The organism is Kitasatospora albolonga, from assembly GCF_039535905.1.
Lineage (GTDB): Bacteria > Actinomycetota > Actinomycetes > Streptomycetales > Streptomycetaceae > Kitasatospora > Kitasatospora albolonga.
Genome location: NZ_BAAAYB010000076.1, coordinates 46,363 through 69,396, shown reverse-complemented (window position 1 = coordinate 69,396; position 23,034 = coordinate 46,363). Strand labels below are relative to the sequence as shown.

The 23,034-nt window shown below is 73.3% G+C and carries 20 protein-coding genes; 9 read left to right on the top strand and 11 right to left on the bottom strand.

What is annotated here, in order from left to right; genetic code table 11:
• Positions 1-71: 71 nt before the first annotated feature.
• Together ABD946_RS18490 and ssuE are read right to left on the bottom strand one after the other, a co-directional pair.
• Positions 72-782: an ABC transporter ATP-binding protein gene (locus tag ABD946_RS18490; RefSeq protein ID WP_345284917.1), complete on the bottom strand. Its 711-nt coding sequence runs from the start codon at positions 780-782 to the stop codon at positions 72-74.
• Between the two features lie 362 nt (positions 783-1,144).
• A complete protein-coding gene (gene ssuE, locus ABD946_RS18485) occupies positions 1,145-1,702 on the bottom strand; it encodes an NADPH-dependent FMN reductase (RefSeq protein WP_345284915.1) in 558 nt (185 codons plus the stop codon).
• Between the two features lie 791 nt (positions 1,703-2,493).
• Here ssuE and ABD946_RS18480 point away from each other — a divergent pair.
• The 5 genes from ABD946_RS18480 (at position 2,494) to ABD946_RS18460 (ending at position 8,571) form a co-directional block, all read left to right on the top strand.
• A complete protein-coding gene (locus ABD946_RS18480) occupies positions 2,494-3,459 on the top strand; it encodes an LCP family protein (RefSeq protein ID WP_345284913.1) in 966 nt (321 codons plus the stop codon).
• Positions 3,460-3,509: 50 nt separating this feature from the next.
• Complete coding sequence (locus ABD946_RS18475; RefSeq protein WP_345284911.1) at positions 3,510-4,484, top strand: LCP family protein; 975 nt, start codon at positions 3,510-3,512, stop codon at positions 4,482-4,484.
• Positions 4,485-4,531: 47 nt separating this feature from the next.
• Entirely contained in the window at positions 4,532-4,990 is a 459-nt protein-coding gene (locus ABD946_RS18470; RefSeq protein WP_345284909.1) for a hypothetical protein, read from the top strand.
• A 242-nt stretch (positions 4,991-5,232) separates the two neighbouring features.
• A complete protein-coding gene (locus tag ABD946_RS18465) occupies positions 5,233-6,699 on the top strand; it encodes a CHAP domain-containing protein (RefSeq protein WP_345284907.1) in 1,467 nt (488 codons plus the stop codon).
• A 93-nt stretch (positions 6,700-6,792) separates the two neighbouring features.
• Positions 6,793-8,571, top strand: a complete 1,779-nt coding sequence (locus tag ABD946_RS18460) for a hypothetical protein (RefSeq protein ID WP_345284905.1) — start codon at positions 6,793-6,795, stop codon at positions 8,569-8,571.
• A 145-nt stretch (positions 8,572-8,716) separates the two neighbouring features.
• Here ABD946_RS18460 and ABD946_RS18455 read toward each other — a convergent pair whose 3' ends face one another.
• Complete coding sequence (locus tag ABD946_RS18455) at positions 8,717-10,183, bottom strand: LCP family protein (RefSeq protein WP_345284903.1); 1,467 nt, start codon at positions 10,181-10,183, stop codon at positions 8,717-8,719.
• A 171-nt stretch (positions 10,184-10,354) separates the two neighbouring features.
• Between ABD946_RS18455 and ABD946_RS18450 the strand changes: the two genes are divergently transcribed.
• Positions 10,355-10,975, top strand: coding sequence for an acyltransferase (locus ABD946_RS18450; RefSeq protein ID WP_345284901.1), 621 nt, complete (start codon positions 10,355-10,357; stop codon positions 10,973-10,975).
• Here the strand turns inward: ABD946_RS18450 and ABD946_RS18445 are convergent.
• From ABD946_RS18445 to ABD946_RS18430, 4 genes are all read right to left on the bottom strand, one after another.
• Entirely contained in the window at positions 10,963-12,510 is a 1,548-nt protein-coding gene (locus ABD946_RS18445) for an LCP family protein (protein ID WP_345284899.1), read from the bottom strand. The genes ABD946_RS18450 and ABD946_RS18445 overlap by 13 nt on opposite strands.
• 134 nt (positions 12,511-12,644) lie before the next feature.
• Positions 12,645-14,312, bottom strand: coding sequence for an LCP family protein (locus ABD946_RS18440; RefSeq protein ID WP_345284896.1), 1,668 nt, complete (start codon positions 14,310-14,312; stop codon positions 12,645-12,647).
• Positions 14,313-14,444: 132 nt separating this feature from the next.
• Entirely contained in the window at positions 14,445-15,725 is a 1,281-nt protein-coding gene (locus tag ABD946_RS18435) for an LCP family protein (RefSeq protein ID WP_345284894.1), read from the bottom strand.
• A 36-nt stretch (positions 15,726-15,761) separates the two neighbouring features.
• Positions 15,762-16,556: a TIGR03089 family protein gene (locus ABD946_RS18430; RefSeq protein ID WP_345284892.1), complete on the bottom strand. Its 795-nt coding sequence runs from the start codon at positions 16,554-16,556 to the stop codon at positions 15,762-15,764.
• Between the two features lie 101 nt (positions 16,557-16,657).
• Between ABD946_RS18430 and ABD946_RS18425 the strand changes: the two genes are divergently transcribed.
• A complete protein-coding gene (locus tag ABD946_RS18425) occupies positions 16,658-17,722 on the top strand; it encodes a peptidoglycan recognition protein family protein (RefSeq protein ID WP_345284890.1) in 1,065 nt (354 codons plus the stop codon).
• Positions 17,723-17,902: 180 nt separating this feature from the next.
• The gene (locus tag ABD946_RS18420; protein WP_345284888.1) at positions 17,903-18,811 is read left to right on the top strand and encodes a DNA-3-methyladenine glycosylase family protein; all 909 of its coding nucleotides are present in this window, start codon (positions 17,903-17,905) and stop codon (positions 18,809-18,811) included.
• Here the strand turns inward: ABD946_RS18420 and ABD946_RS18415 are convergent.
• Genes ABD946_RS18415 through ABD946_RS18400 form a run of 4 tightly spaced genes read right to left on the bottom strand, consistent with a single transcriptional unit; the run spans position 18,783 to position 22,019 of the window.
• Positions 18,783-19,088 carry a VOC family protein gene (locus ABD946_RS18415; RefSeq protein ID WP_345284886.1) on the bottom strand — a complete coding sequence of 102 codons (306 nt, stop codon included), beginning with the start codon at positions 19,086-19,088 and terminating at the stop codon, positions 18,783-18,785. The two genes, ABD946_RS18420 and ABD946_RS18415, sit on opposite strands and share 29 nt — an antisense overlap.
• Positions 19,085-20,398: a coenzyme F420-0:L-glutamate ligase gene (locus ABD946_RS18410; RefSeq protein WP_345284926.1), complete on the bottom strand. Its 1,314-nt coding sequence runs from the start codon at positions 20,396-20,398 to the stop codon at positions 19,085-19,087. Before ABD946_RS18410 ends, ABD946_RS18415 begins: the two co-directional genes overlap by 4 nt.
• 5 nt (positions 20,399-20,403) lie before the next feature.
• Entirely contained in the window at positions 20,404-21,363 is a 960-nt protein-coding gene (gene cofD / locus ABD946_RS18405; RefSeq protein ID WP_345284884.1) for a 2-phospho-L-lactate transferase, read from the bottom strand.
• A 44-nt stretch (positions 21,364-21,407) separates the two neighbouring features.
• Positions 21,408-22,019 (bottom strand): cysteine dioxygenase, encoded by a 612-nt coding sequence (locus ABD946_RS18400; protein WP_345284882.1) that lies wholly within the window; start codon positions 22,017-22,019, stop codon positions 21,408-21,410.
• A gap of 674 nt (positions 22,020-22,693) precedes the next feature.
• Here ABD946_RS18400 and ABD946_RS18395 point away from each other — a divergent pair.
• Complete coding sequence (locus ABD946_RS18395; protein ID WP_145790473.1) at positions 22,694-22,966, top strand: WhiB family transcriptional regulator; 273 nt, start codon at positions 22,694-22,696, stop codon at positions 22,964-22,966.
• The last annotated feature ends 68 nt before the right edge of the window (positions 22,967-23,034 follow it).

Sequence of the window (23,034 nt, the reverse complement as noted above, 5' to 3'; positions counted from 1 at the left end):
CGCCATCCGGCCCTTGTGGGCGAAGAAGCTCCGTAGTGAGGTCTTGAGCAGCATCGGAGTCTGATCCCGTCTCAGCTGGTGCGCTTGCCGTCGAAGCGGCGCATGCGCTCGAGGACGGAGTCGGCGGTCGGGGCGTACATCTCGTCGACGATCCGGCCGTCGGCCAGGAAGAGGACGCGGTCCGCGTAGGAGGCGGCGACCGGGTCGTGGGTCACCATGACGATGGTCTGGCCGAGCTCGTCCACCGAGCGGCGGAGGAAGGTGAGCACCTCGGCGCCGGAGCGGGAGTCGAGGTTGCCGGTGGGCTCGTCGCCGAAGATGATCTCGGGACGGGCGGCCAGGGCCCGGGCCACCGCGACGCGCTGCTGCTGGCCGCCGGAGAGCTGGGTCGGGCGGTGCTTGAGCCGGTCGGCCAGGCCGACGGTGGAGACCACCTGGTCCAGCCAGGCCTGGTCGGGCTTGCGGCCGGCGATGTCCATCGGCAGCGTGATGTTCTCCAGCGCGTTGAGCGTGGGGAGCAGGTTGAAGGCCTGGAAGATGAAGCCGATCTTGTCCCGGCGGAGCCGGGTCAGGTGCTTGTCCTTCAGGCCGGTGATCTCGCTGTCGCCGATCCAGATCCGTCCCTCGGAGACGGTGTCCAGCCCGGCCAGGCAGTGCATCAGGGTCGACTTGCCGGAGCCCGAGGGCCCCATGATGGCGGTGAACCGGCCCCGGTGGATGTCGACGTCGACGGCGTCGAGCGCGGTGACCCGGGTCTCGCCGTCCCCGTACGCCTTGGTCACCTGCCGCGCTGCCGCGGCGGATGGCGGCGTTGCCGCCCGAGAGCTGCGGGTCCTGCACGGCGTTCGCTGCCGTCGTCACTGGATACTCCTAGGTCGTGGTCCACCCGTGTGCCCCGCTCTCGGGGCCTTGGGAGCGGCCGGACCGGCGAGGTAAGAACCACGTTAGGAGCGGCGCCCGAACGGATCGTCATCCGCCGGGAGGAAGCCGCCCAACTCTCGATGTACGGGCTACCCCCCGGTTCCCCTAGGGGTTTTCGGGCACCTTCTCAGGGACTGGTGCCTCCCCCGGCAGGGTTTGCCCCGTCGCGCCGCCCGGCGCTCCTCATGGGGCAAACCCTGCCGGGGGAGGCACCGGGTCAGGGTCAGCAGGCCAGCGCGGGCACCCGGTGGCGCTCCAGCGCGGCTGCGAAGGCGTCCACCACCGGGGTGAGCTGGGCGGCGGCCTCCGGGTCGAGCACGGTGGAGCCGTCCGCCGCCGCCCCGACCTGACGGTCCAGCAGGAACCAGCCCTGGGTGATGTGGCCCGCCCCCATGGAGGAGAGCACCGGCCGCAGGGCGTAGTCCACCGCGAGCACGTGGGCGGTGGAGCCGCCGGTGGCCAGCGGGAGCACGGTCTTGCCGGCCAGGCCGTGCTGCGGCAGCACGTCCAGCAGTGCCTTGAGCAGCCCGGAGTAGGCCGCCTTGTACACCGGAGTGCCTATCACCACGCCGTCCGCCTCGGCGAACAGCCGTGCAGCCTCGATGAGTTGGGGGTCGGAGAAGTCCGCGGACAGCAGTGCCGCGGCCGGCAGCGCGCGGGCGTCCAGTTCGACCACCCGGTGGCCGTGCTCGGCGAGCCGGGCGTCCACCACGTGGCGGAGCAGGCGGGTGGTGCGGGAGGTCGGCGACGGGGAGCCGGAGACGGACAGGACAGTGGCCATGGGGGCACCTCGGAAGCGTGGAAGCGGCAGGGCTGAGCGCGCGGCGGTGCGCGGGAGAAGGGTGCAGACGGTGGCGAGCGGTCAGCCACTACACAGGGAGCAGGCCACGCGCAGCAGGTCGACGTGCCGCCTCCGCGTGAGAATCCTCTGCTGCTCCATGCGTTTCATGGGACCACGGGCCTTCGAGGGGGTCAAGGTCGGTCCGGTCAGCGGGCAGGTTCCGTCCGGTCGGTGACGATGCGCCGGGGCGGTCCGCGGCGTGCATCAAAACGGATACAAGGGGCCCCCGTGGGTGCCCCCGCCGTACTGAGCGCCCGCGGTTTCGGGCATCCTTCCCCCCATGAACACGTGGCAGGAGGGCCGCCAGGGCGGCGGCAACGGGTACGGCGGCTCGCCGGGCGGCTACGGCTCCGAGGGCGAGCCGAACCCGTACCGCGCCCAGAACGGGGGCGCCCCGGGCGAGAGCGCCCCGTACCCCGAGGAGCCGACGCTCCCCGCGGGGCTGAACCCGCGCGGCCCGAACGCGCCGAAGCCGCTCAAGCCCGGCCAGAGCCGGCCGGCGCCCCAGCCCGTGCCCCGGCAGGCCGACCGCGCGCCGCTGCCGGCCTCGCTCAACCCGCGCGGCCCCGGCGCCCCGGCCCCCGCCTTCACCCCGCCCGCCCCGGACGTCCCCCGCCGCCCAGCCCGGCGGCTCCGGTGGCCCCGGTGCCCCGATACCGCCGGGCACCCCCGGCGCGCCCAGACCGCCTCGGCCGTCGAACTCCGCCTGGCCGCGCAAGCGCAAGATCAAGGTGGGCGTCTACGCCACCCTGGCCGCGCTCCTGCTGACCGCGACCGGCACCTACTTCTGGGCCGACTCCAAGCTCAACCACGAGAACGTGCTGGCCGACTACAAGGGCCGCCCGCCGGCCGGCAAGGGCACCAACTGGCTGATCGTCGGCTCCGACAGCCGACAGGGCCTCACGGACGCCCAGGAGGACTCGCTGCACACCGGCTCGGCGGTCGGCAAGCGCAGCGACTCGATGATGCTGCTGCACATCGGGGACAACGGGAACACCCTGATGAGCATCCCGCGCGACTCCTGGGTCAACATCCCCGAGCACCCCAACACCAACGGCAACGGCAAGACCGTCCCGGCCACCACCTCGAAGATCAACGCGGCCTTCAACGGCGGCGGCGGCCGTCTGCTGGTGCAGACCGTGGAGGCCAACACCGGCCTGCGGATCGACCACTACGCCGAGATCGGCTTCGCCGGGTTCGTCGGCCTGGTGGACGCGGTCGGCGGCGTCGAGATGAAGATCGACAAGGACATCAAGGACCGCGACTCCGGTCTCGACCTCAAGGCCGGCACCCAGACCCTGACCGGCAGTCAGGCGCTGGCTTTCGTCCGCCAGCGCCACCAGATGGCCGACCAGGACCTGGGCCGGATGCGCAACCAGCAGAAGTTCCTGGCCGCACTGGCCCACCAGGCCGCCTCGCCCGGCACCGTGCTCAACCCGTTCACCTTCTACCCGATGGTCAGCGCGGGCCTGGGCACCCTGATCGTGGACGAGGACGCCGGCCTCGGCGACATCGGCTCGCTCTTCCTCGCCATGCGCGCGGTGACCGGTGGCGACGGCCGGTCGATCACCGTGCCGATCTCCAACCCGGACTTCCGGACCAAGACCGGTGAGTCCGCGGTGAAGTGGGACGACGCCAAGTCGAAGCAGCTCTTCGAGGCCTTCAAGAACGACGCCAAGGTCCCCGAGTTCAAGTAGCCCCCGGGTGTCGCGCCGGGCCCGCGCGCCCGGCGCGACACACTCGGGGGATGGGCGGCAACGGCAGTGGTGGCAGGCGGAACTGGTGGCGCGTCATCCGGTGGACGGTCGGCCTGCTGCTGCTCGCCCTGGTCGGCACCGCGCTCGGGACGTACCTCTGGGCCGACGGCAAGCTGCGCCACGTGGACGCCGTCACCGACTGGGACGGCCGCCCGGCTGACGGCCCCGGCACCAACTGGCTGCTGGTCGGCTCGGACAGCCGGGCCGGCCTGACGCCCCAGCAGCAGCGCGAGCTGCACGTCGGCGGCGACTCCGGCACCAACACCGACACCGTCATGGTGCTGCACCAGGGCGACAACGGCCCGGTGCTGATGAGCATCCCGCGCGACAGCTACGTCGCGATCCCCGGACACGGCAAGAACAAGATCAACGCGGCCTTCGCCCTCGGCGGCCCGGCCCTGCTGGTGCGCACCGTCGAGTCGAACACCGGCATCCGGATCGACCACTACGTGGAGGTCGGCTTCACCGGCATCGTGGACGTGGTGGACTCCCTGGGCGGGGTCGAGATGTGCCTGGACAAGCCGGTGAAGGACGCCAAGTCGGGGGCCGACCTCCCGGCGGGCTGCCAGAACCTGAACGGCACCCAGGCCCTGGCCCTGGTCCGCACCCGCTACTCGCTGCCCGACTCCGACCTCAGCCGGATCGGCAACCAGCAGGCCTTCCTCAAGGCCCTGGCCTCCGAGGTGCTCAGCCCGGCCACCCTGCTGAACCCCTTCGTCCTCTACCCGTTCCTCAGTGCCACCCTGGGCGCCCTGACGGTGGACCAGGACTCCTCGCTCTGGACCCTGGCCCGGTTCGCCCGGCAGATGGACCAGGTCTCCGGCTCCGGCGGCACCGCCCTCACCGTCCCGATCGCCGAGCAGAACTACCAGACCCCGGCCGGCTCCTCGATCCTCTGGGCCCCGCAGGCCTCCAAGCGCCTGTTCGAGGCGATCCAGAACGACCGGCCGGTTCCGAACTCCTGACCGCGCCTCGGCTCACACTCCGTCATCACGGGTCCACAATGGGCTGCATGTCACTGGTGACCACCCTCATCGCCCACCGTCGCAGCCGGCTCTTCGGCCGCCTGGTCCAGGAGGCCCTCGCGCTCTACGGCGTCGAGGTCCCCGCCCCCGTCGAGATCGGCCCCGGACTGAAGGTCTACCACCGGGGCTTCGGCACCGTGCTGCACCCGTACACCACCCTCGGCGCCGACGTCACGCTCTACAACGGCGTCACCATCGGCCGGGCCGACCCGTGGGTGCCGCAGGAGCGCAGCGCGATGGAGCGGGTGGTGCTGGAGGACGGCGTGATGGTCTGCGCCGGCGCGAAGATCGTCTGCAAGCGCGGCGTGCTCACCGTCGGCGCGGGCACCATCGTCGGCGCCAACGCCGTCCTCACCACCTCCACCGGCCCCAACGAGATCTGGGCCGGAGCCCCCGCCCGCCGCATCGGCCTGCGCACCCCGGCCCCCCGCGTCCCCCAGCCCTGAGGCGGCCCGGCGGCCCGGCCCTGGACGCATCCGTCCGGGGCCGCTTCCGTCCCGACGGAACCCCTTCCGACGCCGCTGACCAGCGACGATGCTTGTCGTTGTCAGCAGGACGAACCCGCAAACCGGTACGGGGAGAACCTCGCTGACGGTACGTCAACCACGCCGACCGCTGCGCCTGCAGGGCAGCCGTCCGCGTGACCACACCACCGTCACGTCTCTTCCTCCCGGAGCGGAGCACAGCCATGTCCTCGAAGCCCGTCCAGCGTGCCCTGACCACCTCGCTCGCCCTGCTCTCCGCCGTCCCGGCGGTGATGTTCCTCGGCGCCCCGAACGCCTCCGCTTCGGTCGGTTCGAGCATCGTCGACACGGCCCGTGCCAACCTCGGAAAGGGCGCCTGCAGCACCAACAGCGCCAATGGCACCGGCTACTACTCCAGCTGCAACGGAAACAACGGTTCGCCGGAGGCGTGGTGCGCCGACTTCGCCAAGTGGGTCTGGGCCCGGAACGGCGTCAACGTCGACGGTCTGACGCCGGGGGCCATCAGCTTCGCCGACTACGGCGCGGGCCTGCAGTCCACCCCGCACGTCGGAGACGCCGTCCTCTTCAACGCCGGTGGGACCACGGCCGACGACCACGTCGCGATCGTCGTCTCCGTGGGCAACGGGACCATCACCACCATCGGCGGCAACGAGGGTAGTGGGGGCAAGGGGCCGTCCTACTCCTCGGTCCGGGAGTCCGCCCCCTACACCTCCACCGTGGGTGGCTACCGCGGCTCCCAGAGGATCAGCGGCTTCGTCTCTCCGATCGGTGGCAACGACTCGACCCCGACCACTCCGTCGGTGTCCTCGCCGGTGAACGTTCAGCTCGGGATCGTGGGCGCGCAGGGTTCGTTCTACAACCAGTACGGGAACTACGCGGCGGGCCGGTTCAACCCGAACTGGACCGATGTGGGCGGTGCTTCGCTGTCGAAGGTGACCTCGGTGACGGTCGGGGACGTGACGCACTTCTACGCGGTGGCCGACGGCCGGGTGTACGGCCGGGACCTGAACCCGGGCAACTCCTGGACCAACTGGGCCGAGATCCCGGGTGGTGCGACGGGTGTGCGTGACCTGACCGCCACGAACAGCGGGACCAACGTGATCCTGGGCATCGCCGGTGGTGACGGTTCGTTCTTCACCCAGTTCGGCAACTACGACAAGGGCCACTTCGACCCCAACTGGGTGAAGCGAGAGGGTTCCGGCCTGACCAACATCACCTCGGTCGCCTCGGCGGACGCCGAAACCGTGCGCTTCTACGGTGTGGCCGGCGGGCGGGTCTTCGGCTCGGACTTCACGCTGAACACCAACTCGACCGCGAACTGGTCCGAGATCCCCGGTGGCGCCACCGACGTCCGCGACATCGCGGCCACCCAGACCGGGAACAACGTGATCCTCGCCGTCGCCGGTTACGGCGGCTCCTTCCACACCCAGTACGGCAACTTCGACCAGGGCCACTTCGACGCCTCCTGGACCCAGCGCCCGGGCTCCGCGATCGACAACGTCGCCGCCACCACCACCCCCGACGGCAAGACCGTGCACTTCTACGGCCTGGCCCAGGGCCGCGCCTACGGTGCCGACTTCACCCTGAACACCAACGCCGTCTCCAACTGGAGCGAGATCCCCGGCGGCGCCCTCGGCGCCAAGGACATCACCGCCTCCCAGGCCAAGTAGCCGACCGACCCCGCAGGGCCCCGCCACCACGGCGGGGCCCTGCGCCGTACCCGGTGGACGGGCCCCGGGAGGGCGGATGGGACCATCGGGCGCATGTTCCATCCCGCTCCGCCGCTCCCCGCCGCACCGCCGCCCCTGACCGACGACCTCGCCGAGCGGTGGCTGGCGGCCCGCACCGCGCAGCGGTGGGACAGCCGGTGGCTGTGCGCGGTGCCGTTGCTGGTCTGCGTGGTGGCGATGGGTCAGGCCGCCCGGACGCCGCTGCTCTGCGGCCCGGCCCACCCGTGCGGGCAGAGCTGGGCGGAGGGGGCGATCGCCGCCGCCCTGCTGGCCGAGGCCGTCGCCCTGCTGGCCCGGCCGCGCGGGCTGGTGCTGATCCCGGCCGCCCTGCTGCCGTTGATCTGGTACGTCCCGGACGGCCTGCCCGACCAGGTGAGCCGCTGGACCGCGCTGGCCGCCCAGGCCGCTCTGCTGGTGGTGCTGGCCCGGGCCGGCGCGGGCCGCCGGGCCGCCCGGCAGCGGCTGGCCGACCTGATGGGCGGTCAGCAGCCCTACCCCTGGACCCTGGCGGGTGCCCCGGCCCCCGCCCCGCCCAGGCCCGTCGTCCGGCTGGTCCTCGGCGGCCTGCTGCTCGGGCTTGCCGCCGTCTCGGTGCTGACCGGCCTGGAGCGGCAGGAGGAGAGCGACGCCCGGGCCGCCCGGGCCGAGACCGTCCCCGGCCGGGTGCTCTCCTCGGACGAGCTCGGCGACACGGAGGTCGAGTACCGGCTGCCCGGGGACGACCGGCCCCGCACCGCCGGGGTGGAGGTGTACTGGGACGCGTACCCGAAGCCGGGCGACACCCTCCCGCTGCTGGCCGACCGCGACGGCTGGGTCCGCCCGGCCGGCGACGCCTACGACCCCACCGTCTGGCTGATGGCGGCGACGCTGCTCGGCAGCGTCGGCCTGGTCGTGCTCGGCTCCTCGGCCCGCAGCGTCCGCCTGATCCGCGACCTCGCCGCCCCCGGCGCCCCCGCCCTGCGGGTGGTGCACCACCCGGACGGCGACGAGGAGGTGGTCGGCCCCGAGGGCGGCGGCCCGCTCTGGCGGCTCTCCACCCGGCAGTACCTCGGCTGGAACGGCACCGCCTGGGTGCCGCTCGGAGACTTCCCGCTCCACTGGGAGGGCGAGGAGGACCGCCCGCCCGGACTGCGGACCGCCCTGCTCTACCAGGGGCCTGACGGCGCGTCCGCCCCCGTCCTGGTACGCCGCTGGAGCCACCACGACGACCGGGAGGGCGTCCTCGAACTCGACTGGATCGCCGTGGTCTGCACCCCGCAGGTGAAGGTGCTCCGCCGCCCGAGACCCACCGCCCCGCGCCCGACCGACGACCAGGGCATGCCCGCCCGCCTCCGGCTGGCGGTCGGCCCGGCCGCCGCCCTGGTCCTCGGCGCGGTGGTGGTCTCCCGCTCCGCCGACGGCTGGTGGACGGGCCTGCTCCAACCGCTGCTCCTCGGCGGCTCCACCATCCCCGCCGTGGTGGCCGCCCTCGGCTGGCAGGCCCGCTTCGACCGCGACGCCCTGGTGACCAGCACCGGCCTGACGAGGCGTCGGACCGCCTGGCCGGAGATCACCGCGGCGACCGCGGCGAACGGCCGCGTCACGGTCCGCACCAGCGACGACCAGGAACTCCGGATCGGCCACCGCGCCGTCGAATGGCTCGGCCTCGGCGACTACGACCCCCAGGCCCTCGCCACCGCCGTCACCCGCGCCGCCCGCGAACCCACCGCCCGCCCCACCACCGACACCCCCGACCACTTCCCCGAACTCCTGGTCAACCGCCTCTCCCTGACGGCGTACCTGGTCACCACGGTCACCGTCTGGCTCACTTGAGGAACGTGGTGATGCTTCGGGGGCGCGGGGAACTGCGCGAATCGGAAGGCGGACCGGCGCTGGACCAGGGCAGGCGAGCCAGTTGCACGTGCTGCCGTTCCCCCGCGCGCAGGGCCCCGCGCCCCCGGAGGCGTAGCCACCAACCTCAGGGGCAGCTGATGTCCGTGCCCGTGTTGGCCGATACGGCCGGAGCGGGTGCCGACGGGGCGGTGGTGGGGGACGGAGAGGTCTGGGCCGGGAGGGCGCCGGTGTAGTCGGTCCCGGCGATCACCTGCATGGTGGCGCCCAGCCCCGGGGCCTGCACCAGCTCGGCGTACGGCAGGGCGGCGGCCAGCGTCTTCACCGACTCGTCCCACCGGGGGTCGTACCGCACCACCGTCCGCGCCGCGCTCCCCCCACCGGCGTTCGACGGAGCCCCCGTCGTCGCGAAGCCGGCCTTCCGTAGGTCCCCGTCCACCCGCGCGCCGAGCCCCGCCGTCCCGGCCCCGTTGAGCACCTGGATCCGGATCTGCCCCGGCGGCACCGCCCCGGGAGCGACCGGCGCCGCGGCCGGGGGAGGGGCGGAGCGCTCGGTCAGCGGCTGCCCGTTCCGGACGGCGTCGAACAGCGCCTTCGCTCCCGCCGGATCCCACAGCACCGTCGAACCCCAGCCCTCCACCTGGTGGTTGACGTCCTTGAGCGGCACCGTGGCGAAGTCCGCCGTGGCCGGCGAGAGGTCCTTGAGCTGGGTGGCCAGCGCCACCAGGTCCGCGCTGGACAGGTCCTGGTCGGCCTTGACCGACCGCAGCACCGTCTCCGTCACCCGGGAGAGCTTCACCGGGTTGAGCAGCGTCCCGCTCGCGGTGGCCTGCCGCAACAGCTGGGCCAGGAACTTCTGCTGACGCTGCATCCGGCCCAGGTCGGAGCTGCCGTCCACGTGCCTCGCCCGGACGTACCTGAGCGCGCCGGCCCCGTCCAGCCGGGTCGTCCCGGCGGGCAGGTCCAGTCCGGAGTACTGGTCCTTCAGGGGCTTGGCGGTGCAGACCTCGACCCCGCCGAGGGCGTCCACGGTGGAGACGAAGGAGAGGAAGTCGACCTGGAGGTAGTGGTCGATCCGCAGGCCGGTGTTGCGCTCCACGGTGCGGACGGTGAGGGCGGGGCCGCCCATCCCGTAGGCGGCGTTGACCTTGCCGTGGCCCTCGGGGACCTCCCGGCCGGTGGCCAGGTCGCGGTGGGCGGGGATCACCACGTAGGAGTCGCGCGGGACGGAGACCACGCTGGCCCGGCCGCCGTGCGCGGCCAGCTGGACGATCATCAGGGTGTCCGTGCAGTGGCAGGACTCGCCGCCGGCGTGCAGCACCCCCTTCAGGGTGTCGGCCGGGATCCCCTCCCGGTCGTCGGTGCCGGCCACCAGGAAGGTGGTCACCCCGTCGTCGGGCGGCCGGTCCCCGGCGGAGCCGAAGGCGTCCACCCGGCCGATCGCGTCCCCGACCCCGGCCAGCAGGGTCCGGCCGCCGCAGGCGGTGGCCAGCACGGCGAGCGAGACGGCGCCCGCCAGCCACCGGCCCCACCGGCGGCGCACCGGTGGGGTGCGCTGGGGGTCGGTCCCGTGACGGGCGGCAGTCGGCGGCACCCTCGGATGGTAGGCGCGCCGCGGGAGCACGGAAGCAGGACGCGCCGGGCGGGTACGCCGTACGCGGGCCCGCTCGCCGAAACGTTCATGCACCCGTTCGCCCCGGCCGGATGATGCCGGTCACCTCCAACCGGCCACCGGCAGGGGCCCCGTGACGCTATGTTCGGCGCCATGGGGAACCCAGTGCGAGTGGTGGAGAGCGCCGACGTCGACGAGCGGGCGCGGATCGGCGAGGGCAGTACGGTCTGGCACCTGGCCCAGGTCCGCGAGGACGCGGTGATCGGGTCGGAGTGCATCATCGGGCGCGGCGCGTACGTCGGCCCCGGCGTGGTGATCGGGGACCGGGTGAAGCTGCAGAACCACGCCCTGGTCTACGAGCCCGCCGTCCTGGAGGACGGCGTCTTCGTCGGCCCGGCGGCGGTGCTCACCAACGACGTGTACCCGCGCTCGGTGGATCCGGACGGCAAGCTCAAGCGCGGGGACGACTGGCACGCGCAGGGCGTGACGCTCCGTCAGGGCAGCTCGATCGGCGCCCGCGCGGTGATCACGCCCGGCGTCACCGTCGGCCGCTGGGCCCTGGTCGCGGCGGGCGCCGTGGTGCACCGGGACGTCCCCGACTTCGCCCTGGTGGCCGGCGTCCCGGCCCGCCGCCTCAAGTGGGTCGGCCGGGCCGGCGAGCCGCTCACCGAGACCGCCCCCGGCAGCTGGCTGTGCCCCCGCACCGGCGAGCGCTACACCGAGAGCGACGGCGTGCTGCGCGAGGACGCCGAGGGCGGGGCTCAGAAGGTGTAGAGCCCGCCCTGCGGGTTGACGTCCATGCAGTTCTTGTCGTTGTCGGCGGTGACGGCCTCGGCCGACTTGGGGAGCTGGGTCGGCGGGGCGGTCACCGGGAAGGCGGTGCCGCTCGGCCAGTCGGCGCCGACGGAGAGCAGCAGCTCGCTCTTGGCGGTGCCCTCGTGCAGGGCGGTGCGGGGCAGCCCGAGGGCGGCGGCGACCGCCTGGGCCTCGGCCGACTGCTGGGGCGGGTACTCGAGCTGGGTGGTCTTGCGGGCCGTCCCGTTGGCCGTGGTCGAGGCCTTGGTGAAGCCCTTGGCGACCAGCGCCGCCCTGACGTCGCCGGCCCGGCGCTCCACCCCGGAGGAGTTCTGCACGGTGACCGGCACGGTCGACGGCGCCACGGTGCCCGCCGACGGGGAGGGGGTCGGTGACGGGGTGGGGGAGGAGTTCGGGGCCGGGCCCTTGTCGTCCAGCGGACGGTCGGCCAGCAGCATGTCCCAGATCTGCCGGGTGTCCTGCTCCTTGAGCTCCAGCCGGTTCTCGTCGCTGGTGGCCGTCACGGTCGGCACGGTGAGGGTGGTGATCCGCTCGGTCGGCACCTTGCGCAGGTCGGTGCCGAGGTCGAGCAGCGCCTTGACGTCCGCCAGGTCCTTGTCGAGGCTGATCGACTTCGAGGCGGTCTCGGCCAGCTTCAGCAGCGCGCCCGGGTCGGTGAGCGTCCCCTTGGACTTCAGCTCCCGGACCATCGACGAGAGGTACAGGTGCTGGGCCTTGGTCCGGCCGATGTCGTCGCCCCAGGCGTCGCGGGTGCGCAGCCACTGCAGCGCCTGCTCGCCCTGGATCCGGTGGGTGCCCTTGGCGAGCTTGAGGTCGGTGCCGCCGTGCCCCTTGCGGTAGCGGTCGTAGAGGTTCATGTTGACGCAGACCGGCACGCCGCCGACCGCGTCGGCCATGTCCACCACGCCGGCGAAGTCGATCATCATGTAGTGGTCGATGTACAGGCCGGTGATGGCCTGCCAGGTCCCGAGCAGGCAGCCGGGGCCGCCGCGGGCCAGCGCCTCGTTGATCATCGTCCTGCGGACCGAGGGCTTGGTGGTCTTCCCGTCCTCGCTGCGGCAGGCCGGGATGGTCACCAGGGTGTCGCGGGGTATGGATATCAGCGAGGCGTTGGAGCGGTCGGCGGAGACGTGCAGCAGCATCTGGACGTCGGCCAGGCCGGGCCGCCCGGCGTCGTCGGCCGAGCCGCCGAGGGCGATGTTCTTGGCCGAGCCGCGGTTGTCGGTGCCGATCATCAGGATGTTGATCGGCGTCTGGCCGGCCGCGTTGGGGGCCGTCCTGGCGCCGGAGGCGTCGCTGAGGTTCCGCTCGCCGGAGTCGAAGTTGCCGTTCAGGTGCTGGTAGTACCAGTAGCCGCCGCCACAGGCGGCCAGCAGCAGGAAGGCCAGGCCGAGGGCCAGCCACCGCAGCACGCGCCGTCCGCCCCGCCGCTGCTCGGCGGCCTGCCGGGAGGCGGCGCGCCCTTCGGACGGCCGTGTCCGGACGTTCGTCATCGGTAGCACCACCACTCGTCGTGAGCAGCCCCCCGTAGGCCACCTGTTCGGAACCTACCCGACGCCACCACGTCGATCGCGGATCTGTTACACAGTCAGAACGATCGTATGACTGTGAGTTTGACCATCTCCGCCTATTTCGCGCACACGTCGGCGTCGTCCGCCTGCACCCGCTGGAGGTCCTTGGGCGCCTCGGTCGGCACCGGCGCGGCGGGCTTGCCGAGCTCGGTGAAGTCCTTGCCGAGCACCAGCAGCAGCGGCTCCCCGGCGGCGATCGCGGTGCTCTCCTTGGCGGCCTCGGCGGGCAGCCCGAGCGCGGCGGCCAGGGCGGCGCCCTGCTCGGCCCGGCCCTTGGGGTAGGAGACCGTGGTGGTCGCGGCGGCGGCGGTGTCCTTGCCGGTGCCGGCCTGGGCGAAGCCCTTCCCCTTCAGGGCGGTGACGGCCTTGGTGGCCTGGCCGGGGGTGCCGGAGCCGTTCCGCACGGTGACCCGGACGGCGGCCGCGTCCACCGTGGCGGCCGGCGGGGCCGAGGCCTGGGCCGGGGACGGTTCGGCGGAGGGCGCCGCGGCCGCGGCCGCCACCTCGGTCAGCGAACGGTCGGCCGCGACCATCGCGAACAGCTGCTCGGCGGGCTTCTCGTTCAGGATGACCCGGCCCTTGTTCTTCGGGTCGTCCAGCACCGGCACGGTGGCGAAGGTGATGTGCTTGGTGTCCACCTTGGAGAGGTCCAGCGCCAGGTCCTTGAGCTTGTCCACGCTCTTCAGGCCCGCGTCCACGGTGAGCGCCTTGGTGGCGGCGTCGGCCAGGTTGAACAGCTTGGTCGGGCTGGTCAGGGTGTCGCCGCTCTTCATCTTGCGGATCATCGAGCTGAGGAACTGCTGCTGGAGCTCGATCCGGGACAGGTCGCTGCCCTGGCCGACGGCGTGCCGGGTGCGGACGAAGGCGAGCGCGTCCTCGCCCTGCACCACGTGCCGGCCCTTGGTCAGCTTCAGGTGCGAGCCGGTGTCGTTGATGTCCTTGGCCACGCAGACCTCCACCCCGCCGACGGCGGTGGAGAGGGTCTTCACCGCCTCGAAGTTCACCATCAGGAAGTGGTCGATCCGGATGCCGGTCATCTTCTCGACGGTCCGCCAGGTGCAGCCCGGGTCACGGCCCTCCTGCCCCAGGCTCTCGTTGAACAGCGTCCTGGCGGTGCCCGGGATCTTCTTCCCGTCCGTCTCGCACTCCGGGATGGTGACCATCAGGTCGCGCGGGATGCTCATCACCGTCGCGTTGCTGCGGTCCTTGGCCACGTGCATCAGCAGGGTGGTGTCGGCGTGGCCGGGGCTGCCCTCGTCGCCGTACTCGCGGCCCAGGCCCTTGCGGCTGTCGGTGCCGATCACCAGGATGTTCATCGCCCCGGCGGCGGCCTGCGGGCGCTCGGAGTCCGGGCCGACCTGGACGTTCACCGAGGAGATGTTGCCGTTCAGGCGCTGGTAGGCGTACAGCGCCCCGCCGCAGCCCGCCACCAGGACCAGTGCGGCCACCCCGGCGGTCCACTTGACGGCGCGTCGGCGACCGCCGCCGCCCGTGTGGCGGCGCGAGGCCCGTCGGCCGGCCGGCGGTGCGGCGGCTCCGGGCCGGGCTGCGGGAGCCCGGGCGGCCCGCGGGCGGGGCACGGTGGCCTGGGCGGGGGCCGGTGCGGCGTCCAGGTCCAGCCGGAACTCCCCGGTGGCCGGGTCGAGCACCCACTGGTCGGCCGGGTCCACTGCGGCCGGGGTCTGGTCCGCGAGGTGTCCGTCGTGCCGGTTTCCGCTGTTCACCCCGGACACCCTAGACGAGCTCCGGTCATGATCCGGTCGTACTGTGACCGTTGCCACGGTGGTCAAACACCGTGAAAACGGGCAAAGTTCACGCCCCGTCGGACCGGGGCCGACCGCCCCCGACCGCCGCGGTCAGTGCATCGAGCAGACCTCCTGGTCGGCGGTCCGGCCCTCCAGGGTCGGTTCGGCGGTCGGCAGGGCGGTCGGGCCGGCCGACGGCGTCCAGCCGCCGAGGTCGTCCGGGGAGGGGCCGGCGGAGGCGCCCGGCGGGGGCTCGTGCGCGGTGGAGCCGTCCACCGAGGGGTCGCGCAGGAGCGGCGAGGGCGCCCCGTCGGCCAGCAGGGTGGGCGAGGGCGACGCGGGCACCTGGTAGGCCCGCACGCTCACCGCGCGGTCGGACCGCAGCGCGGCGAACAGCTGGTCGGTGTCCGGCTGGACCAGCTGGTCCCGGTCCCAGTTCCCCGGGTAGGGGCGGCGCGGGGTGGTCAGGAAGACCACGTTCGAGGTCGGCATCGAGCGCAGGTCCTGGGCCAGGTCGTAGAGCGCGCCCAGCCGGCTCAGCCCCTCGTCCGCGGTGACCGCCTCGGTGGCGGCGTTCAGCAGCGGCCAGAGCCGGGTCGGGTTGAGCAGCACCCCGGTGGACTGCACCTTGCGCACCATGGAGGCCAGGAACTCCTGCTGACGCCCCATCCGCTGGGTGTCGCTGCCGTCCCCGAGGGTCTCCCGGGCCCGGACGTACCCGAGCGCCTGCTCCCCGCCCAGCACCTGCCGCCCGGCCGGCAGGTCCAGCTTGGCGTTGCGGTCGTGGATCGCCCGGGGCACGCACACCTCCACCCCGCCGACCGCGTCCACCATCTTCTTGAAGCCGGTGAAGTCCAGGATCAGGTGGTGGTCGATCCGGATGCCGCTGAGCCGCTCCACGGTCCGGATCGTGCAGGCCGGACCGCCCAGCTCGAAGGCCCAGTTGAACTGCACGAACCGGGGGGTCGAGCGCGTCCCGTCCGGGAGCTCGCAGGCCGGCACCCGGACCATCGCGTCCCGGGGGATGGAGACCGCGGTGGCGTGCTCCCCGTCCGCCGCCAGGTGCAGCAGGATCGTGGTGTCCGAGCGCTGCCCGCCCGCGAAGCCGTACTCGCCGTTGGCCCCGCTGCGGTCGTCGCTGCCGATCAGCAGGATGTTCCTGGCCTGCTGCGGCCCCCGTTCGGGCCGCTCCGACTCGTCGTGCCGCAGCAGCTGCCCGGTGGCGGTGTCGGTCCCGATGTTGCCGTCCAGCTTCCGGTAGCCGATCCAGGCCACCACGCCTCCGGCCACCAGCAGCAGCGCCAGCACCCCGGAGAGGATCAGCAGGATGCGGCGGCGCCCCCCGCCGCGGACGGTCGGGGGGCGCTCGCTCTGGTCATCGTCCTCGGCCATGACCGGGATTCCTACCCGGTCGCCGGTCCGGGCGGATCAGCCCAGACGCAGAGTCACTCGTTCGGATTCGATCCGCTTCGCCCACTGCTCCTCGGTCAGCCCGCCCGAGTTCCGGCAGAGCACCACCGAGGCACCGGCCACCAGCGGGGCCAGCAGCCCGGCCTCCAGCCCGGCCCAGTCGTCGTACGAGAGCGTGCTGAGCACCCGGCTGGAGGTGTCGAGGCCGAGCCGGGCCGCGCCCTCCCGGGCCAGCGCCACGGTCTGTTCCCCCGTCAGCTTCAGCGGCAGCCCGTCCTCCACCACCGTCTCCAGCGCCATCGCCTGCGGGTGCACCGGCGAGTACGGGGCGAACCGGTCGCCCTGCCCCGGCACCTCGGCGGCGTAGTCCAGGAAGCCGTCCGGCCGGGCCGGGAACCGCCCGCCGAGCGGACGCAGCGCGAGCGCCACCCGCTCGCCGGAGCAGTCCTTGGCGGAGTCCAGCCCGTCCGGGCCGCTCACCACCAGGTCGGCGTCGGCCGGGGCGCCGCCGGGCACCGCGACCACGCCCACCGACCAGCAGGCGAGCAGCCAGACGGCGCTCTGCCAGTGGGCCGGCAGGAGCAGCGCGGCGCGGTCCTCCGGACCGGCGTTCAGCTCGTCCTGGAGCAGGTTGGCGGTCTTGGCGACCCAGTTGTCGAAGGTCTTGGCGGAGAGCTCCACCCGCTCGCCGGTCGCGTCGTCGTAGAACGTGACCAGCGGACGGGTCGGGTCCGCGTCGAGGGCCCCCGGGCGCAGGTAGGCGTGCAGCAGCTCGGCGGGGGTGCGGGCGTCGGCAGCGAATGGCGCAGTCATGGTGCGCCCCAGCCTACGACCTCCCCGTCCGGCGGGGGAGAGGCGGCCGCCCGGCGGAACCGACGTGGCGTCAGAACCGTTTTGCCCTCAATATCCCATTCATGCGCCTCGCTCTGCTCGCCGCCGCCACCGCCGCCACCAGCGCCCTCCTCCTGCTCCCCTCGCCCGCCCTCGCCGAGGGCCCCGCTGCGGGCTCCTCCGGAAGCGTCAGGACCATCCCCCTGACGAACGGTCAGCGCGGACTGCCGCAGCAGGGCACCGCCCCGTTCTCCCTGGTCGGCGTCAGCTGGGACGACCCCGCCGCCACCCCGGACGGCACCGTCGAGGTCCGCACCCGCGCCGTCGGCGGCGACTGGAGCCCCTGGCACCCGCTGGCCGTCGAACCCGACGACCGCCCCGACCCCGAGGGCCCCGAGGCCGCCCGGCGCGGCGCCACCTCCCCGCTCTGGGTCGGCCCCAGCGACGGGGTCGAGGTCCGCTTCACCGGCACCGCCCCGCGCGGCCTGCGCGCGGAGCTGGTCGACCCCGGGCAGGACGTGCCGCTGCGCCGCGCGGGCGGGGCCGCACCCCGGCCGGGCATCGTCACCCGGGCCGGCTGGGGCGCCGACGAGTCCATCCGCGAGCCCGACTTCACCTACACCGGCCCGGTCCGCGCGGTCTTCGTCCACCACACCGACACCGCCAACGACTACGCCTGCTCCGACGCGCCCAAGGTCATCCGGTCGATCTACCAGTACCACGTCAAGAGCAACGGCTGGCGCGACCTCGGCTACAACTTCCTGGTCGACCGCTGCGGCACCGTCTACGAGGGCCGCGCCGGCGGAGTCGCCCAGGCCGTCCTCGGCGCCCACACCCTCGGCTTCAACACCGACACCGCCGGCGTCGCCGCCCTCGGCCGCTACACGGCCGACGCCGTCCCCCAACCCCAGATCGACGGCATCGCCAAACTCGCCGCCTGGAAGCTCGGCCTCACCGGCCAGCCCGCCAACGGCAAGACCCAACTCACCTCCGCCTCCGACGGCAGCCGCTACCCCAAGGGCACCACCGCCACCTTCGACACCGTCTCCGGCCACCGCGACGCCTTCAACACCGAATGCCCCGGGACCGCCCTCTACACCCGCCTCCCCGCCATCCGCACCTGGTCCACCCACCTCCAGGGAAGGTGACCCTGGGCGGAAGTGGTGACACCGGGGGCGCGGGGAACTGCGCGAACCGGAAGGCGGAGCAGCGTGAGATCGGGGCACGCGAGCCAGTTGCACGTGCTGCCGTTCCCCCGCGCGCAGGGCCTCGCGCCCCCGGTGTGACCGAATCCCCGCCGCGTATCCTCGCCTCGGAGGTGCGGCAAGGTGTCGGAGGCGGTGCGTCGTTGGGAGCCCGGGTTCCCGCTGGACCTGGGGCGGACCTTGCTGCCGTTGCGCCGTGGTCCCGCCGACCCGGCGTACCGCACCAGCGGCGACGGCGCCGTCTGGCGGGCCTCCCGCACCCCCGCCGGCGTCGGCACCCTCCGTCTGGCCCAGAGCGCCGGAGCCGTCGAGGCCCACGCCTGGGGCCCCGGCGCCGAATGGCTGCTGGACCGCGTCCCGCAACTCCTCGGTGCCTCCGACGACCCGTCAGGACTCCACCTGCCCCCCGGCCCGCTCCGTGAGGCCCAGCGCAACCACCCCGGCCTGCGCCTCACCCGCACCGGCCTGGTCCTGGAGTCCCTGATCCCGGCGATCCTCGAACAGAAGGTCACCACCGACGAGGCGTACCGCGCCTGGCGCACCCTCCTCAAGGACTTCGGCACCCCGGCCCCGGGCCCGGCCGAGGGCATGCGGGTCACGCCCTCCGCCCGGGAGTGGGCGATGCTGCCGTCCTGGGAGTGGCACCGCGCCGGCGTCGACCCCAAGCGCGCCGCGACCGTCGTCCGGGCGGTCCGTCTCGCACCCCGGCTCGAAGAGGCGTCAGCCCTGCCGCACGAGGCGGCGATCGCCCGCCTCACCACCGTCCCCGGCATCGGCCCGTGGACCGCCGCCGAGACCCTCCAGCGCAGCAACGGCGACGCGGACGCCGTCTCGGTCGGCGACTTCCACCTGCCGAACCTGGTCGGCTGGGCCCTCGCGGGCCGCCCCCGCAGCGACGACGCCCAGATGCTCGCGCTGCTGGCCCCGTACGCGGGCCACCGCCACCGGGTCTGCCGCCTGATCGGTCTGACCGGCGCCCGTGCCCCCCGCTACGGACCCCGCCTCACCCCGAACGACCACCGCCACCGCTGAGCGGTCCCCGCACCTCCACCGTCCGGCCGTCCGGATCGGTCAACAGCCTTACCCCGTCCGCGCCTTCGATGGTCAGGCCGAGCCGGAGGGCGCCCGTCTCGCGACCGGCCCGGGCGGGGTAGAGCTCCAGGACGGTGCTGTCGGCCAGCTCCGCCGCGTAGTGCTCCGGCCCGGTGCCGTGCCGCTCCGCGGTGAACCGCAGCCCGAGCCCCCGGTAGAAGTCGACGCACTCCGCGAGCCGGGCCGTGTAGACGACCAGCAGCCCCAGCCCGCTCATCGCACCGTCAGGAAGGCGTCCGCCGAACGCGCCTGACGCGCCCTCGGCTCCTCCGCCGGCCGCCCGACCGCCACCGCGCCCATCGGGTCCCACCCGTCCGGCAGGTCGAGCACCTCCCGCACGGTGTCGCGGCAGAACATCGTCGAGGAGACCCAGGCCGAGCCGTAGCCCTCCCCGGCCAGCGTGACCAGCAGGTTCTGCACGGCCGCCCCCATCGCCACCACGAACATCTCCCGCTCCGCCGCGGCCCGCCGCGCGTCGGGGTAGTCGTGCGAGCCGTCCGTGACCAGGCACGGCACCACCAGGTACGGCGCGGCCCGCAGCACGTTGCCGCGCGCCGTCCGCCGGGCGATCTTCGCCTCGTCCCAGCCGTCGAGCTCGGCCAGGTCGTGCCGCCAGGCGGCGAGCATGGCGTCCAGCAGCCGCTCCCGGGCCTCCGCCGTCTCCACCAGCACGAAGCGCCACGGCGTGGTGTGGTGCGGGGCCGGGGCCGTCACGGCCGCCGCCACCGCCCGCCGCACGGCCTCCGGGTCCACCGGTTCGGCGGTGAAGGAGCGTACGGTCCGCCGCAGCGTGACGGCCTCCCGCAGCGCCTCCGAGGTCCCCATCCGGAACAGGTCGTCGACCACCGGCCGCAGCAGCGGCCGGATCCCGTCGCCGTCCTCCTCGGTGACCACGCCGCCGAGGCCCCGCACCACGGCGACCGGCACGCCGCTGGCCTTGCCCTTCGCCAGGTCGCCGGCGGCGGCCAGTTCGTCGGCGGTGGCGGTCACCGTCAGGGTGAGCTCGTTGCCGTGGCTGTCCCGCCGGCCCCGGTGGTCCTCGACCACCGCGACCCCGGCCGCGCCGATCGCCACGTCGGTGAGCCCGTTGCGCCAGGGCCGCCCGAAGGTGTCGGTGACCAGCACGCCCAGCCGGCGGCCCGTCAGCTGCCGCAGCCGGGCCCGCAGGGCGCGGGCCGAGGCGTCGGGGTCGAGCGGGAGCAGCAGGACGGTGCCGGGTGCGGTGTTGGAGGCGTCCACGCCGGCGGCGGCCATCACCAGGCCGTTGCGGTTCTCCACGATCCGGGAGCGGCCGCGCCGGGCCACCACCCGGACGGTCTCGGCGTCGATCGCGGCCTCCCGGTCGGCGGCCTCGACGATCCGGCCCTCAGCCTTGGAGACGATCTTCGAGGTGACCACCACCACGTCGCCGTCCTCGAACTCGCCCGCCTTGGCGATGAGTTCGGCCAGGTCCGTGCCGGGCTCGATCTCCGGCAGCCCGGCCACCGGCAGGACGGAGAACGCCCCCGGCCCAGCCCCGGGCCCCACCGTGGTCACGCCCGCACCTGCTCGGCCAGCTCCAGCGCCGCCCGCGCCATCCCGGCCGTCGCGGCCACGTCGGTCATCAGCAGCGGCACCGCCCGGCAGGCGATCCCGGCCGCCTCCACCGTCTCGACGGCGGCCGCGTCGGTGGTGTCCACCAGCCAGCCGTCCAGCAGCTCGGAGCCGTAGTCCAGCGCCACCGCCTCGGCGCTCGCCTCCACGCCCACCGCCGCCAGCACCTTGTCGGCCATCCCGCGCACGGGGGCGCCGCCGATGATGGGGGAGAGCCCGACCACCGGGGCGGCGGCCGAGGCCACCGCCTGCCGGATGCCGGGCACGCCCAGGATGGTGCCGATCGAGACCACCGGGTTGGACGGCGGCAGCAGGATGACGTCGGCCGCGGCGATCGCCTCGAGCACGCCGGGGGCGGGCTTGGCCGTGTCGGCGCCGACCGCGATGATCGCCTCGGCGTCCACCGCCGCGTGCAGCCGCACCCAGTACTCCTGGAAGTGCACGACGCGGGGCGCACCGTCCTCGGTGATCCGCACGTGGGTCTCGACCCGGTCGTCGCTCATCGGCAGCAGCCGCACGCCGGGCTGCCAGCGGGCGCAGAGCGCCTCGGTGACGGCGCTCAGCGGGTACCCGGCGGCGAGCATCTGGGTGCGCACGATGTGGGTGGCGAAGTCCCGGTCGCCCAGCCCGAACCAGTCCGGGCCGACCCCGTAGGCCTTCATCTCCTCCTTGACCGACCAGGTCTCGTCGGCCCGGCCCCAGCCCTGCTCCTCGTGGATGCCACCGCCCAGGGTGTACATCACGGTGTCCAGGTCGGGGCAGACCTTCAGCCCGAAGAGGTGGATGTCGTCCCCGGTGTTGCCGATGACGGTGATCTCGTCCTGAGGGCCGGTCAGTTCCCGGAGCCCGCGCAGGAAGCGCGCCCCACCGATGCCGCCTGCCAGTGCCACGATGCGCATGCGCCCATCCTGCCAGGCGGCACCCGCCGCGAGGCCACGGGCCGTCAGTGCGCGTCGATCCGGTGCTCGGTCGCGGCCGTGGTGGGAGCGGCGCCGTACTGGTTCATCTCCACCAGGCCCGGCGAGTAGAGGTGGATGGAGACGGCCGGCTCCAGCGAGGCGTTCACCATCTCGTGCAGGTACCCGGAGGAGAACACCCGGCGGGTGCCCTCGGGGAGCGGCCGCTGCTGTTCGCCGTCCTGGGTCAGCGCCCGCTCGACCAGCTCGCCCCGGACCACCGTCATCACGCCGGAGGAGGCGCCGTGGTCGTGGAAGCCGCTGCCCTGGCCGGGCAGCCAGCTGAGCAGCCAGACCTCGTAGCCGGGGCCGGTCTCCAGCCGGGAGTACCAGCGGGTGAGGGCGTCGTAGCGGACCAGCGGCTCCCAGCGGGAGCGGTCGGCGGCGATCTCGCGGACCAGCCGGGCGTAGCCGGCCACCGTGGTCGGGTGGGCGGGCAGGTCGGTGCGGGCCAGGTGCTGGAACGCGGTCGGGTCACCGGCGATCGAGACGTCGCTCAGGCCGTCGGTCCAGCGCGGGGCGGGCACGGTGGCGGCTGCGAGCAGACGCTGCTGCCGGGCGCGGTCACGGTTGCGCTTGCGGAGGCGGGGCATTCGCATGGGGCGGAATCCTCGGATGCGGAGATCGGCGGGTGTTCAGCCGGTCCGCGGGGATTCAGGGGGGACTGTCGCGCGGGCGGCCTCGGTGTTCCTGGGCGGCGCGCGGTGGGACGCGTGCGCCTAGATACAGGAACAGAGGCGACAACAGAGGGAGCTCGCGGCACGACGGAGCAGCGCCTGGCGGCGGCTCACGAGGGTGGCGAACTCTGACATGAGGGCAAGGAGACCGCAAGAGGGGCCCCAGTGTCAACCTGATCCCCCGGGCATTTGGGGAACTTCGAGCATGAACCACCGGATGGGGTGATAAATCACCCTCTATGTTTCGATGTGAAGATCGCCGGGAAGGCAGCCGGTGACCAGCGGCAACCGAGTGCGCCGCGGCCCGCGTCCACCCGTTCGGGGGGTGGTGGGGCTGAGGGGGCGTCAGGTTGACTGCGTGTCAGGCAGTGGGTGGTTCCGGCTGATTGGTCCGTTTAGGGCAGTAAGACCATCATGTCCGGATATGTACACTTGCCGTAGTGCCTTGGTTCCGGGGAGTGAATCCTCGGCCCAATACCAGAGCTCGGCTTGACTGGGCCAGAGTGACGCACATGTAATTTCACTCGTGTCGTTCCGCCGCTCCAGGCAACGGCAACACCACGGGGACGCCAAAAGGGGCAGAGGAGGCGCCAGAGATGAGCGAGCTCTTTGAGCTGTTGATCGGTGAGGGCATCGAAGAGGACGAAGAGGAGCTCGGCTGGCAGGAGCGGGCGCTCTGCGCCCAGACCGACCCGGAGTCCTTCTTCCCGGAGAAGGGCGGCTCCACCCGCGAGGCCAAGAAGGTCTGCCTGGCCTGCGAGGTCCGCTCCGAGTGCCTGGAGTACGCCCTCGCCAACGACGAGCGGTTCGGCATCTGGGGCGGTCTCTCCGAGCGCGAGCGCCGTCGCCTCAAGAAGAGCGCGGTCTGACCGGCCGTTCTCGAGTTCGTGCAGCGCCTCACCTGAGACGGTGGGGCGCTTTCGCATTTCCGGCCCGA